This window comes from Alteromonas sp. K632G, from assembly GCF_017653625.1.
GTDB classification, from domain to species: Bacteria; Pseudomonadota; Gammaproteobacteria; order Enterobacterales; family Alteromonadaceae; genus Alteromonas; species Alteromonas naphthalenivorans.
The window spans coordinates 1-14,556 of sequence record NZ_JAGGDM010000016.1 but is presented as its reverse complement, the minus strand read 5'-3'; the positions used below and the strand labels follow the sequence as shown (position 1 = coordinate 14,556).

The 14,556-nt window shown below is 43.9% G+C and carries 7 protein-coding genes and 1 pseudogene; 6 read left to right on the top strand and 2 right to left on the bottom strand.

Features of this window, described 5'->3' with window-relative positions; genetic code table 11:
- Nucleotides 1-13 precede the first annotated feature (13 nt).
- Entirely contained in the window at nt 14-964 is a 951-nt protein-coding gene (locus J5X92_RS15255; protein WP_013786426.1) for a cation diffusion facilitator family transporter, read from the bottom strand.
- Between the two features lie 511 nt (nt 965-1,475).
- Between J5X92_RS15255 and J5X92_RS15250 the strand changes: the two genes are divergently transcribed.
- From J5X92_RS15250 to J5X92_RS15230, 5 genes are all read left to right on the top strand, one after another.
- Nucleotides 1,476-1,970: a hypothetical protein gene (locus J5X92_RS15250; RefSeq protein ID WP_208806046.1), complete on the top strand. Its 495-nt coding sequence runs from the start codon at nt 1,476-1,478 to the stop codon at nt 1,968-1,970.
- Between the two features lie 62 nt (nt 1,971-2,032).
- Entirely contained in the window at nt 2,033-2,809 is a 777-nt protein-coding gene (locus tag J5X92_RS15245) for a fimbria/pilus periplasmic chaperone (RefSeq protein WP_013786428.1), read from the top strand.
- A gap of 110 nt (nt 2,810-2,919) precedes the next feature.
- A complete protein-coding gene (locus J5X92_RS15240) occupies nt 2,920-6,060 on the top strand; it encodes a carboxypeptidase-like regulatory domain-containing protein (protein ID WP_208806045.1) in 3,141 nt (1,046 codons plus the stop codon).
- A gap of 405 nt (nt 6,061-6,465) precedes the next feature.
- Complete coding sequence (locus J5X92_RS15235) at nt 6,466-9,138, top strand: glycoside hydrolase family 16 protein (RefSeq protein ID WP_126873862.1); 2,673 nt, start codon at nt 6,466-6,468, stop codon at nt 9,136-9,138.
- A gap of 66 nt (nt 9,139-9,204) precedes the next feature.
- Nucleotides 9,205-12,186 carry a TonB-dependent receptor gene (locus tag J5X92_RS15230; RefSeq protein ID WP_126873863.1) on the top strand — a complete coding sequence of 994 codons (2,982 nt, stop codon included), beginning with the start codon at nt 9,205-9,207 and terminating at the stop codon, nt 12,184-12,186.
- A gap of 180 nt (nt 12,187-12,366) precedes the next feature.
- Here the strand turns inward: J5X92_RS15230 and J5X92_RS15225 are convergent, their stop codons facing one another.
- On the bottom strand, nt 12,367-13,686 hold the full coding sequence (locus tag J5X92_RS15225; protein ID WP_126873864.1) for a dienelactone hydrolase: 1,320 nt from the start codon (nt 13,684-13,686) through the stop codon (nt 12,367-12,369).
- A 537-nt stretch (nt 13,687-14,223) separates the two neighbouring features.
- Between J5X92_RS15225 and J5X92_RS15220 the strand changes: the two are divergent.
- Nucleotides 14,224-14,481, top strand: a pseudogene (locus J5X92_RS15220) (TonB-dependent receptor); the annotation flags it as partial.
- Nucleotides 14,482-14,556: the final 75 nt, after the last annotated feature.

The window sequence follows — 14,556 nt, the reverse complement described above, 5'->3', positions numbered from 1 at the left end:
TTGGCCGCCTTTGTTATTTAAGATGAACATGTTCATGGTGATGCGGATGAACATGTAAATTGTCACTTTCATCCCGACAGGGCTCCCCAGGCAATTCAAATTCGATAGTGGTATGAGCCAAATTAAACGGCGCTAACCGATGTGACACCTCTTGCTTTAGAGACAGAAGTTTAGTGTTATCAATGCTGCAATTAATTACCACGTGCGCTGTTAGCACATGCTGTTCGCCATCAAGAGACCAAAAGTGAACATGATGTAGCTCTTCAACATGCTCAATGCTTAACAAGACATCAGAAATAGCCTGCTTCTGGGTATCATCAGGCGACCCTTGCAAAAACAATTTCATGGTTTGCACTACGTATCTCAGCACGTTGAATAAGATAAATAGGGTAAATAGAATAGATAGGATTGGGTCGAGAATAGGCCAATCTACAAAATGTAAAACGATAGCTACAATGAGTACTGCTACCCAGCCCATAGTGTCTTCAATAAGGTGCCAGTTGAGCACCTTTTCATTCATTGAATGGCCGCCACTTAACTTATAAGCCGCAAATCCGTTCACGCAAATGCCCATTATTGCCAAGCCCATCATGCCCTCTGTCATCGGCATTTCAGGGTTCGCCAACCGAGGAATAGCTTCTGATAAAACCCACGCTGAGCCTGCAACAAGAATGAGCCCGTTGATCATAGCGCCCAAGAGGCTCAATCGCTTAAAACCATATGAGTATTTGTCGGTAGCCGATTTATTACCCAATTTACTTAAGCACCATGCAAGGCCAATAGACAAGGTATCACCTAAATCGTGCACCGCATCGGCCATAATGGCAACACTGTTAGTTAACCACCCACCGATAAACTCTATGATGGTAAAGCAGAAGTTTAGCCAGAATGCCCAGCCTATACGGGTGCTATCAGTTTCTGCATGGCTATGTCCGTGAGCATGACCGTGAGAATGATGGTGCATTATTTGTTACTCCTTTAATAGCATGTCCACTGCATACTGAAATTATAAACCGCATCCTTGAAAACACGATACTTGTTAAAAAAACATGCAGTTTAAAGTCCGCTCAACAACACAATAATAAATTTCCGTCAGCATTCAAGTGCGTAATAAAATACTAAAAACGTCTCTCTACCCCACACAAATAAAATTTTTTTAAAAAATATTGAAAATTTTAAAATTTATGCTTGTATACAAAAGTACAACTTTAAAAAGTACCTTAAAAAAAACTTAAACATAATCAATACGTTGAACATCTGCTTTTTTTCATCTCGATAATAGTTATTAAATTCAATAAGTAAGCATGAGGTTTAACGCCTTTTAAAAGGGTAAAGACTGTGGTTATATATTTTCGCTGTCAATTGGGTTCGAATAATAACTTCAAAGCAACTCACTGATTTTAGAACAATTGTAATCTATTTCGTTAGACAGCCCCGACTAAAGGTATGAGAGGAAACAAAATGAAAAAAGAATAATGACAATAGCGCTACTTTCTACTATCTCTGCGTCAACACTTGCAGCAAGTGAAACATTTCAAGCGAATGTAGACGCGATGTCCGATGCCACTATTGCAGAGACTGCTACGCTTCACTTCGGTGCAATGCAACCGACGGTAGGCTCTGTGTGTACCATGAATGATGCGGGCTTAGTATCGGGCGATTGCGATGTTTCTAATGCTAACATTGCTATTGGTCTAATTACGGTATCAGGCTTAGCTTCGAATGTTCCTGTGAATGTAACAGTGACAGGTGCATCTGGCACCAATGTGACTTTTGAAGCGAACTACGACATCAATTCAGCTGTGGCAACACACGACAATATCGCAGACGGCACATTGACTGCGGTTACTACAGACGCATCAGGTACAGATCTTACTATCGATGTATATGGTGACATGACTGTGGACTCGGCGTTATCGCCAGGCGACTCTTATACAGCTAACTATATAGTTGACGTTACGTTCCAGTAATCGTTCGAGGCGAGCGAGCTGCGTTCGCCTATTCTTTTCTATACTCGAAATCAGAAGTAAATATGATACTGATACGGCTGTTAACACCCATTCGCCTTTCTATTTTTCTTGTTATCTCTGTTGCTCTATTTTTTTCCAGTGTGGCTAATGCAGATGTTTCGCTATCTAAATTTCGCATTTATTTTGATTCAAAATCTCGCTCAGACTCTATCCAAATACGTAACACAAGCTCAACGCCAATGTCTTACCAAGCAGAGTTATCTATTAATGCGATGACTGAGGAGGGATTAGTGTACGCGGTCACAGAAGACCCGCTTACAGCATCAACGTTTATTAGATATTCTCCAAAACGCGGCAATATTCTACCCGGAGAGCGTCAAGCGCTGCGCTTCGCGTTACGAAAGCCTGCTGGACTTGCTGATGGCGAGTACCGCGCTAATCTTCGCTTAGTAACAGAAATAGCGCCTGGTACAAACGGGAATGTAAACCTTGCCAGCAAACTTGCATACAATATTCCGATTATAGTGCGTCATGGACGCATTACCGCTGAAGCTTCAATGGTGAATCCTTCCACCATTATTTATAACGGGAAGCCACACGTACAAGTTTGGCTAAAACGTTCAGGCAATCGTTCGCTATTCGGGAACTTCATAATAGAGGATGCGAATGGGGAAGAGATCGGTGTACTGAATAACGTAGCAGTCTATCGCCCTCTTGAACGTCGAAAAGTACTGATTCCCTTGCAAAACGCCAAAAAAGGGCCCGTTGTTATTCGGTTTACTGAAATTGATAAATTTGGTGGCGATATAGCGCTATCTATTGAACACGTTATAAAATAGCAGCCTGCTAACGTGTCATGAGGATACTATCCTTCATATTCTTGTGTCTTACGGTGTTCGTCTCTTGGGCGGAACCCTGTCCTCCCATTTCTTCAACGGCTCGGGTGGCATTGGACGAAGACCAATTATTAATCAGTGTATTACGCCTTAACGGTCGTCCCCTATGGGATGGCTTTGACGTTTACCCTGTTGGTGAACGATACCTAGTTCCCGCATCTCTGTTCGCTGACGCGCTTTCCCTAGACTGGGAAATATCAATGACTCAAGGAATTATACAATCTCAAGGTAATGACGATTTCTGCAGCTTCAACTATGCATTCAATCAAGCCTTGCCTACTCTTAGTAATACGCCGCCTGATACGTTTCTTTGGGCAGCCGATGATTTTGATATCTATATCGATACACGCATGATTGCGGCTTTATTGCAGATTGAACAAACGTTTAATTATACGTTGCTTCAGCTCAACCTCACTGGCCGTCTTCCCCTAAATTCATCTTCAAACGTAAGCGCTGATAATCCGCAGCTACACTTTAAGCCTAGCGTAGTGCCTGTAAGTAAAGTGGTTGAAGATCAATATCAGTTCTTCACTTCGCCACTGGTTACCTACCGCCTATCAAAACAAGATAGTGCGACCAGCGATAATCGTTTTTCAGCCAATATAAACGCAGGGTTCGATTTCTTATATCATTCAGCAAACCTACGTGTGAGCAGAGTTGATGACACCAGTGTCCATTACCTGCGATTTGGCAAAACCTTAAACGAAAACTACCAAGGTTCTGATAACGCCTTAGACAACTTTGCCTATGAGTTTGGCGATATACAGCTGCAAAGAGATGAACTGGTTACACGCTCTGGACAGTCACTCGGCTTGATTGTACATAATGGGGATACACGGCAGCGGCGCAGTTTTTCAAGCACTAGTATTGAAGAGTTCGTATTACCCGGCTGGCGGATACAACTTTTCAGAAATGGACAATTTATCGATGAGCAATTCAGTAACGAGGAGAATAAGGTACTTTTCGAAGATATAGAAACCTTCTATGGCGCAAACTTATTCGAGTTGAAGCTATATGGGCCTGAAGGTCAGCAAGAGGTTCGAACTAAAACCGTCAATGTGGGTAATAACCAGCTAAGGCAGGGAAAATTCGATTTTTTATTTGGGCTTACCGACAATCAATTTCGCTTACTGGATGGTCAAGTATCTACCACAGGAATAGGAAAAGCCACTGTCGCCCGGCTCGGCTATGGCCTCACGGATAGCGCAACATTATCTGCTAGCGTTCAACGTCTTTGGCTGGAAGATGAAATTGCCTCGTATGTCACAGCCGGTATCAATACCCAACTTTTCGGCTCGGCACTCAAATTTGAGGTGTCAGATAAGGATACGGGTGGTTATGGTATGTTTTTAGGTTGGAACGGCAGGTTCAGCAATAACCTCAACTTGAACTTTTCTACCCGTTACTTTAACAATTTTTATAGCGATGCATACTCACAAGGCGAGGATATTAAGCACATTTCCTCGTTACGTTTGAACGGTAAAACTGAGTGGTTTGGGCGCTTTGGTTGGAACGCCAGTATGACCCACCGAGCCTATGAATTCGATGAACCCCAAAGTGCTTTTAACGTGAATTTAAATGACAACTTTCTGGGGGGGACTTTTGCTTCAGGGGTCAGCGTCTCTAACAATAGTAGCGATGCGGTCACTGGCCGATTGTATTACGCCAAAGACGTTAATGGATGGAACCTTTCTAGTGCTTGGAACTTTATTCCTTCAGATCGCTTTTCAACCGACAATTTCTATGTGTCGATGCGGTGGCCACAATCGCTCACCCAACATCGAGAAACTCGCATACGTTATAGAAGAGATACTGACAATGTCTTGGAAATTAGACACCAACACAACTGGCGCTTTGAGTCGTTAAATATTGGGTTGGCAGCCAGCGTAATGGAGGGCGGAGATTGGTCAGTAAACCTTTCCTTAACCGGCAATACGAATGTTAACCCGTATACGCAAAGTTTGAATTTTGAACGCTCAGCGGGGGCCACCGCTGGACGCATAGATGCATTTGCCTACCTAGACGATAATAGAAATTTACGTAAAGACCCTAACGAAATGCCTATAGAAGGCGTTACGTTTACGGGAAGCTCACTATGGCGTGATAAAAGTACCGATGCAAATGGAATGGTTAGGCTCAATACTGGGGCCAGAGTACAAAACCTCACCTTAAAACCAGATTCGCTTCCTGACCCATATATGTTGCCAGCCTCTGGCAAAGTACAAATACTGACCCACGCCGGCGGGGTTAATAAAACTCAATTCCCAGTACATACCTTTAATGATGTTGAGGGCACTATTTACGTAATCGGTGATTCGTCTAGCCGTGGAGCGGGTTATGTTGACATAGCACTTATCGATAATACTGAACAAATCGTCGTTAAAACGCGAACAGAGAGCGATGGCTATTTCTATGTTAACGCTATTCCCCCTGGTGAGTATCGCATTGAAATAGATAAGGATTACCTCATTCAGAAAGGCTTAACGATTCAAACCAGTACGCTTTCATTTACCGCCCTAGCACAAGGCGATTCTGTTTTTATAGATGATATTTTGCTTGCGCGAGAAGCATCTTCATCTAGCGAAAACCTTGCATACCATTCTGCAACCGTTGAGCCTGTTTCAAACCCAGATACCCTCCACAAATATGAAATTCAAATTGGTATATTCAGGCATTCTCGCTCTATTTTTGAAGTGATGAAGCATTTACCCATAGCACCTGAGTCTATTCAATTTCATCGCAATCATAGTGCAGCATTAACCTATGTAACGGTAGGCAGGTTTGACCTATTTAGCGAAGCCAAAATGATATTACAAAAACTCAATCAACACCCAGCCTTTAGTCACGCATTCATAAGCCCATCAGCGCGATATACCGGTGAGCATTGGCGATTAGAGTCTGTATTAGAGGATATACAAGAACTTATTCAGAGCTCACTTCGTCAAATAGAATCCAGTTCCGCCGAACGCCTATGTCAGCTTGCCGCCTATCAAGCCCTTAGCTCAATTAATCCCATGATTTTTATCGAGCACCCTGAACTGATGCTATTGCCTAATAACCATGCGTCTCCTTCGTTTTACCGCCTTGTCGCTCCCGCGGGCGCGACATCAGTTTGTGATGATGATTATTACGATGCAAAATACCGTAGCGGCCCGCTTTCCGTCACTCGTGAAAGCTTACTAACAAAACAATAGAGGCTTTAATCGAAGCAGCTAACCTACACGTTTTCTGATGCAATATTTCTAAGCAGTTTTTGCCAAAAACCTTTCGACTAAACAATTAACATTTTATTTTTATTCGCCTGAATACAAGGTTAATTTTTTGTACTAATTGCTGTGATTTTGCTTCACACCAAATAAAACTCATATATAACATAAAGTTAAAATCACTCCTCACGTAAACACACCCACATCAAGTAAACCAAATGTTAAAAATATCAAAGAGTGTTGTTGATCTTTCAATTAACGTGCATTAATCTTATGTAAGCGCTTTCAAACAGAAAAATAACAACTTTAAATGGAAGCGCTTACAAAGCATAACTCGACGTGGTCAACGCGGCGTTTTAGATAACCATTTACTTAGCATTAGGGCTGAAGATAATGACTAAAAATGTAACTCAACTTTCTCGGATTGCTGCCGCGTTAACGGTCACAACTTTGATTGGCTGTGGTGGTGGAGCAACCACTTCTACGGATATAGACGCCGTTGACACTAGCGCCCCTGCAACAGGCTGGGAACTAGTGTGGAGCGACGAATTCGAAAATGCGACCATTGACGATAACAACTGGACACGTGAAGTTAACTGCGATGGTGGTGGCAATAATGAAGCTCAGTGCTATACCGACAGCGAGGAAAACGCATTCGTTAGTGATGGTGCATTGAGCATTGTTGCATTACCCGCTGAAGAGGGTGCACAAAAGCCTTATACATCAGCCCGTTTAATTACTCGTTACAAAGCAGATTTTAAATACGGCCGCATTGAAATGCGCGCCAAAATGCCATCGGGTCAAGGCAGTTGGCCAGCTTTTTGGATGATGCCTACTGACGAAGTGTATGGTGGCTGGCCGCGTTCGGGTGAAATCGATATTTTTGAAGCGGTTAACCTTAAAGCAGCAGATGCAGATGGCAACCCTGAAGCGCATATCTACGGCACATTACATTATGGTCAAGAATGGCCAAACAACGACAGTTCAGGCCAAGCTTATTCATTGCCTGATGGCGCTAACCCAGCAGATGACTTTCATACCTACGCGATAGAGTGGCAAGAAGGTGAAATTCGTTGGTATATGGACGACTACTTGTATGCCACCCAGCGTCGTTCTGAAGTACGTTACAACAGTAATGGCGAAGCCACTGGCTTGTCACATCGTGGTTGGTACACCGAATACTTCGAACAAGGTACGGGTGAGCTAGTTACCCATTGGGATAACGCACCATATGACCAAGAGTTTTACTTAATTCTAAACTTAGCGGTAGGTGGAGAGTGGCCTGAAGCGGTCAACGAAACGGGCATTGATGCAGAAGCATTTGAAAATGGCCAGCGCTTTGATATCGACTATGTTCGGGTTTATGAATGTGCCTCAAACCCAGATACCGGTGCTGGCTGTGAAACGGTTCGTCCAGGCTACGACTCACTTGACGATGCGCTTGTAGAAGGTGCCGCTCCAATTCCATCACCACCTTCAACAGGTATTGCAGAAAACCTGACTATTTTTGACGGTACCACCAACCCTAATTGGCCAGTATGGGATTGCTGCGGTGGTTCAACACCTGCGTTAGTAGAAGATAGCGCTGAAGGTCAGGTATATGAATTCAGCATTGGTGCAGAACCTACTGTCATGGGCTTTATTAGTCGCGAGTTATTTATTACCGAGCCAGCAGGTCAAGCATCACCCTTCGATGCCTCGCCTATGGAAGAAAACGGTAGCGTAAAATTCGACCTGAAGATGATGTCAGCCCCTAACGACACCACTGCTACTTGGTTGTTTAAGATTGAAAGTAGTGAAGGCTCTACCGCCGTCGAGCTACCTTTAATGACTGGCTATGTCGGTCCTGCTGATACCGCTGGCGATACACCTGAGCAAGGCGTATGGGAGTCATATGAGTTTCCATTAAGTGCTTTAGCTGATGCCGGTTTAGACACCAGCGCTATTGATGTCATCATGATATTCCCAGCATGGGGTGCCGGTGAAGGTGCGGTATACCGTGTAAACAATGTTGAAATTTCGCAAGAGTCTGCGTACCCAGAGTTGGTGATATTCGAAGATGAAATGAATCCAGACTGGCCGATGTGGGATTGCTGTGGCGGTTCAACTCCTACAGAAGAAATCGATAATGAAGAACATGGTTTAACAGCCGAGTTTCGTATTGGCGCAGAACCTACTGTTATGGGCTTTATCACCCGTTCAGCGTCAGGCGGTGGCGACACGCCATTTGATGCTTCTGCCTTAGCAGATGGCGGTTTACTGCAATTCGATATGCGCGTTGTTAGCATGCCAAACGACGCAAGTGCCAGCTGGTTATTTAAAGTTGAGTCTAGCGACGGTGCCACTGCGGTTGAGTTACCTATCTCTGACAGCGTTGAAGGACAAGCGCCAACTGCTGGTGAATGGCAAACCTATACCTTTCCTATTGCTGACCTACAAGCTGCTGGCCTAGACCTAAGTGCCATTGATGTGATTATGGTATTTCCAACTTGGGCAGCAGGTGAAGGCGCGGTATATCGCTTAGATAATGTTAAGTTTTACCACCCAGATGGCGACACCCCTGCTGCAACCGAATTAACTATATTCGCTGATACAGCGGCTGACCAATGGTCAATTTGGGATTGCTGCGGCGGCTCTACACCCACAGAAGAAGTGGATGATGCCGACCACGGCACAGTGGCAGAATTCCGTATTGGTGCGACACCTACCGTAATGGGCTTTCTTGCCGACGACGATGTTTATTTTGATGCCTCTTCATTGCTTTCAACAGGCGTAGTGCGCTTCGAAATGAAAGTAAGCTCGGCGCCTAACGATGCATCAGCACCTTGGCTCTTTAAGATTGAATCAGGCGATACCTCAACCGCCGTTGAGCTTGCTATTTCAGAGAGCCTTGAAGGCGCAGATCCAATTACTGGCGAATGGCAGACCTACACCTTTCCACTTCAAACCTTGTATGACGCTGGGCTAGACATCAGCGCTATCGATGTTGTGATGGTGTTCCCAGCGTGGGGCGCCGGTGAAGGTGCGGTATACCGTATAGATAATGCTGAAATTGCAGCGCAATAACAAAGCTTCTGCCGCTTGCACACTCAAGCGGCAGCAATAAATTGATAAAGATTTAGTAGGTCAATTATGAAAAATACAACATTTAAAAAGACCCAGCTCGCCACATCAATGGCTTTGTTGTTGGGTTCAACTTTGGCATTTTCTACTTCTGCGCAAGAAGTAGAAAGACCAGAAACGCAAACGTCAGAAGCTGCGGCCTCTGACAATAGCGTACCAAGTGAAGTTGAAGTTATTCAGGTTAGCGGTATTCGCGGCAGTATGATTCGTTCAATGGACGTAAAACGCAGCTCAAGCGGCGTTGTAGATGCCATCTCGGCAGAAGAATTAGGTAAGTTTCCAGATACTAACCTTGCGGAATCGTTACAGCGCATTACCGGTGTGACTATCAGCCGTTCTAACGGTGAAGGTAGCCAAATTACCGTTCGTGGTTTTGGCCCAGAATTTAACTTGGTGACACTTAACGGTCGTCAAATGCCAGGTACCGGCTTCACCCGTTCATTTAACTTAGAGAACTTGTCATCTGAAGGGGTGAGTACTCTTGAGCTACACAAGACAGCCCGTGCTGAAAACCCAAGTGGTGGGTTAGGTGCTACGGTAAATATCATTACCATGAAGCCTCTTTCTCGCCCTGGTCAACAAGCCTCGTTTTCGGCGAAGGGCATTTACGACACCTCTAATGTTGAAGGCGATGATGTAACACCAGAAATTGCTGGGGTCTACAGCAACACCTTCGCTGACGATATGTTTGGTTTTGGGGTGTCTTTTTCTCATCAAGAACGTGATTTCCAACAACAGGCTGCCAGTGTTCAAGGTTGGGTGTTGCAAGAAAACGCAGATTTACCAGATTTAGATGCTGCTAACGTTATCGATAATCGTACCAATATCACTGATGCTGCCTTCTTTCCAAAAGATATGAACTACAGCATTAATGATATACAGCGCGAACGCTCAAATGGTCAAGTTACCTTTCAATTCCGCCCTGTAGATAATTTCACTGCTACTGTTGATTACACCGCTACTCGCGCCACAACTGGCACAAATACGGTTGGCTGGGGTATATGGAATAACTTTGGCTCTAACATCAATGCTTACGAGTTAGATGCCAATGGAACCGCCGTTTATGCTGATATTAGCGGCGACGATGCTTCATTTACTGCAAGCAGAAATACAACACGGGTTGATGCACGCTCTTTAGGTGTAAATTTAGATTGGGAATTGAATGACGACTGGTTTTTCACTCTTGATTACCATGATTCGTACAATGAAACCGACAATGGCTACGATGAAGGGTTAGGTAGTGCAGGCCAAGTTATTTTGGGTTCTGATCAACTTATCTCTAAGGTATATGACTACCGTGAAGGTGAAATTCCACAAGTTTTTGTTAACTGGAATAACGGCACGAACGAAATTAACCCAGGTGAAATTGATTCTAACTTCAGCCAGTTCATCTATTCTCCAGGCCGCTCTGACATCGAGCAGCTTCAGTTAGACGGAACCTGGTTCAACTCAGCCTTTGATATTCCATTGGTAAAAATTGATTTTGGTTATGCACGAACTGAGCAAACCTTAACAGGATTTACCGCATGGAGTGGCTTGCGTGGCGGGCCGGGCTTCAGCCCTTCTTACACTGAAATATTCCCAGACGATATGTTCGTCAGAAACGACACCAGCGGCTTCCTAGACGCATTCTCTGGTGGCGGCGCTAGCATGAATCCTGGGTACTATTACACGTTTGACTTTGATGAAGCCGTTGCTCGTCAGCTAGCTTACCTTACCGCTGACGTGGTAGGTGAAAGTAACGCTTACTCGATTGACCCTTATTTCAGTGGCGATCCGTCAGTGAGTAATGTTGAAGAGACCACCGACTCTATTTATGTACAATCAGAGTGGGAATTCGAAGTTAGCGATTACTATGTTCAAGTAAACGCTGGCCTGCGCTATGAAGAAACGGAAGTACCTAGTGCCGCAGAAGTTCGCGTGCCAACTCAAGTTAACTGGGTAGCAGCGTCAGAATGGATAACCCAATTTGAGGCTGACTTACAGCTTCAAGACTTTACGGGTGAGTACGATGTATTGCTACCGATGTTGGATATTAAAGTAGACGTCACCGACGACGTAGTAGCCCGTTTCTCATGGGGTAAATCGATTACTCGTGCGCCTATCGGTCTACTACAAGGTGGCCGTTCATTCAGCGGAAGCCCTAAAATTGGTTCTCGTACGGCAACAGAAGGCAATACAAGCTTGTTACCTTACGAATCAACTAACTTAGACCTTTCTTTTGAATGGTACTACGACGAAGCCAGTTACGCGTCTGTCGGTTTATTTAGAAAGTCAGTTAAAAACTATATTTCGTATTCAGCATCTGAAGAAACCTTCGAAGGCTTGAACGATATTTATCAAGGTCCTCGTTGGAACGAAGCAGTATCAGCGTTAGAAGCAGCAGGCGTGCAAGCAACTGACAGTGCTATCTATGGATACTTTGTAGATAACGGCTATGCAGATGCCGATGGCGTAGTAACTCCTAACGCAGATGACCCCTTAATTACATGGCGTGTAACCAAACCTCGTAACCTAAGCGATACACGAACGGTAGAGGGTATTGAACTCGCGGTTCAACATACATTTGGTGATACTGGCTTTGGTGTAGGTGCAAACGCAACCTTAGTAGATGGCGATGTGAAGTATGACCCTTACGACTTAAGCTCTGAGCAAAATCCGCTTGTGGGTATTAGTGATTCAGCTAACTTCCAAGTGTTTTATGAAAAAGAAGGCTTATCTGTGAAGGTGACGTATGCATGGCGTTCTGACTACATAGTTGGTATTGGTCAAGACCAAGGCTCTGCAGATAACCCAGCAACCCAGTTCGATACTTATGGACAGGTTGATGCCAGCGTAAACTACGATGTGAACGAAAACCTAACCGTGTTCCTTGAAGGCGTAAACATTAACGATGAAACTGAACAAGGTTACGGACGTTTTGAAGAGCAGTTCTTATTTGCTCGTCAATATGGTCCTCGCTACACTTTCGGTGCGCGCTACACCTTCTAATCCTTTACGCCTGAAGGCCGTATTTAGAGGTAATAGGTTAGAAGTTATAGTTTAGAAGTCATAGTTAAAAGCACTAACTAAAAAAATAAAAGCGGCGTAGAAATAAACCTCTACGCCGCTTTTTTTATTGTTAATTTTTCACGTGGCTACGCAAGAGCCGCCGTATAAACTTCGAGGGTACTATTGCCCCGCTGGCAGTTGCTCTAATCTCAAGCCTTTTGCAGTGCGATGAGGGAAGCCTTCCCAATAAGTATGTTCTGCCTTCGGTTTTCCATCTTCATCCATGGCCCACACGCCGTCATTTGATACTGGTACTAGGTCTAAATAAGCTTGCATTCCACTATCGTTTTTAAGGTATTTACCTAACCATGCGGTAACAAAGTGCTGTGCAATATTGTTCATGCGTGCGTTATTCCATACCGCGTCGATATAGTGTGAACTCACATCAAAACCTAGTGCTTCATCAAATACAAAAGACTCTTCAGGCGCTGGCATAACTGCACCTGCATTGTGGTTTGCGTTGTCGTAGGTTAGCAAGGTGCGATCTACGTTTTTTGCACCTTCCCAAATGGCTCGCACGCCTTTTTTATACCCTGACACATCATCTTGTGAACCTGCCACCAGCATCATAGGAATAGCCACACTGTCTAAATTAAACATACGGTAATTCATACCCCAAGGCGCAAAACCAATAATCGTTTTGACACGAGAGTCGACCTTGTCTCTAATACCAGTTTGATGGCGAGCCAAGGTACCAAAGGGCGCACTCAGCTTGCTATTTACCGCTTGTTCGGTAATGCCAGCACCCGCGTTAATTACCGCACCATATCCCCCCATAGAATAGCCAATAATACCTGTGTTACTGGCATCGGCTAATTGGTATAAGAATGAACCTTCCTCTTTTGCCATGGTTTCAATTTGCGATAGCACGAATAACTGATCGACAGAGCGATTCACTAACGTAGATGCAAAGGCCGCTTGTGTACGATAGGTAGAGTCGGTGTGGTCAATCGATACCACTACATAGCCTTTAGAAGCGATATTTTCCGCTAAATGCGCTAATAAAAAACGGTTACCGGGATATCCATGAGATACCAATACTAATGGAAAGGCTTTTTTCGTTTCTAAAGGCGCAGCATCTCTTACCGCTTTACCATGCAATTCAACCTGCTGTTTGCCATCGCGAATAAATGCGTTTAACACTGTATTGCCAGTACTACCCTGCTCTGCCGGATACCAAACCTCTAGGGTTAGTGGGCGGTCATAAGTAGGAAGTGGGTTTGGCTTAGCCTTAGTAGCATCAAGAGCAAGAATATCAATCTGCTTAGGGTTGACCACCTCAAGCTTGCGAACCCCAATAGCATACTCGCCATAGGCTGAAAGTGCTGGTGCATCAGAGCGTTGAGTATCAATTCTATTCTCTGCATAACTGCCTGTCGCACTACCTATGCATAACACAATACATAGGCCTTTAAACAAAATACTTTTACTAACACCCATACCTAACTTCCTTCCATACATTTTGATATTCCTAGTTAAATCAATAATTATGCTCACATAACTGTGACACTTTAGGGATAGCATTAAAAGCACATTAACCAAATTACGTATTAAATTTGGCCCACCCTACTTTTATGCCTCTACACCCCCTAAATTTACCGGTCTAATGCAAGACAAACCAGCAGCCTTATTGTTATAAACTTGTATAAATAAAACATATAACGACTATTTACGAACTAACAAAATCCACCACTAACAAACTTAACCCCATAAATAACATACACTTAACCAAAACAAATCAAATTCAAACTGACTTTGCATCCACCAAACACTTAATTAACAAAAAGATTCCAATTGATTTACTTTTTGGTTAAATTTTGACTATCTTCTGTCTTATATAAGACAAATGAGCAAGACAAAAAGATAAACAGGCATTACGCGTTAACTACAACGTAAGCGAAATTGAAGAGAAGACCGTCGGACACACGGCAAATATAACTGGACTAAACCCATAAAAAAGAATTCGTGGAGAACACCATGTTACTAAGACCTAGCACACTACATTCAAGTATTACTCGGGCATTAGCCATTGGTACTTGTATGACCATTGGCTTTGCTGCCAGCGCACAAGAAGCAGAACCTGCTGAGCCTAAAGGGCTCGAAAAAATAACCGTTACCTCACAAAAGCGTGTAGAAAGCTTAAATGAAGTGCCGGTTGCGGTTTCTGTTTTACGCGAAGACCAAATTAACGCTGCATTTTCTAACAACATTGAAGGTCTACAAGCATTAGTACCCCCCTGTGTCAGGATAGTTGTCGCCTCAGTTTTTCATAGTATTAGACAGGGTGCGGAAGTTAGGCATGAGTGAGAC

What these genes read in the sequence shown, in the direction of transcription:
- J5X92_RS15255 (WP_013786426.1), bottom strand. Translation starts at nt 964, where the DNA reads ATGCACCATCATTCTCACGGTCATGCTCACGGACATAGCCATGCAGAA.
- J5X92_RS15250 (WP_208806046.1), top strand. Translation starts at nt 1,476, where the DNA reads ATGACAATAGCGCTACTTTCTACTATCTCTGCGTCAACACTTGCAGCA.
- J5X92_RS15245 (WP_013786428.1), top strand. Translation starts at nt 2,033, where the DNA reads ATGATACTGATACGGCTGTTAACACCCATTCGCCTTTCTATTTTTCTT.
- J5X92_RS15235 (WP_126873862.1), top strand. Translation starts at nt 6,466, where the DNA reads ATGACTAAAAATGTAACTCAACTTTCTCGGATTGCTGCCGCGTTAACG.
- J5X92_RS15230 (WP_126873863.1), top strand. Translation starts at nt 9,205, where the DNA reads ATGAAAAATACAACATTTAAAAAGACCCAGCTCGCCACATCAATGGCT.
- J5X92_RS15225 (WP_126873864.1), bottom strand. Translation starts at nt 13,686, where the DNA reads ATGGGTGTTAGTAAAAGTATTTTGTTTAAAGGCCTATGTATTGTGTTA.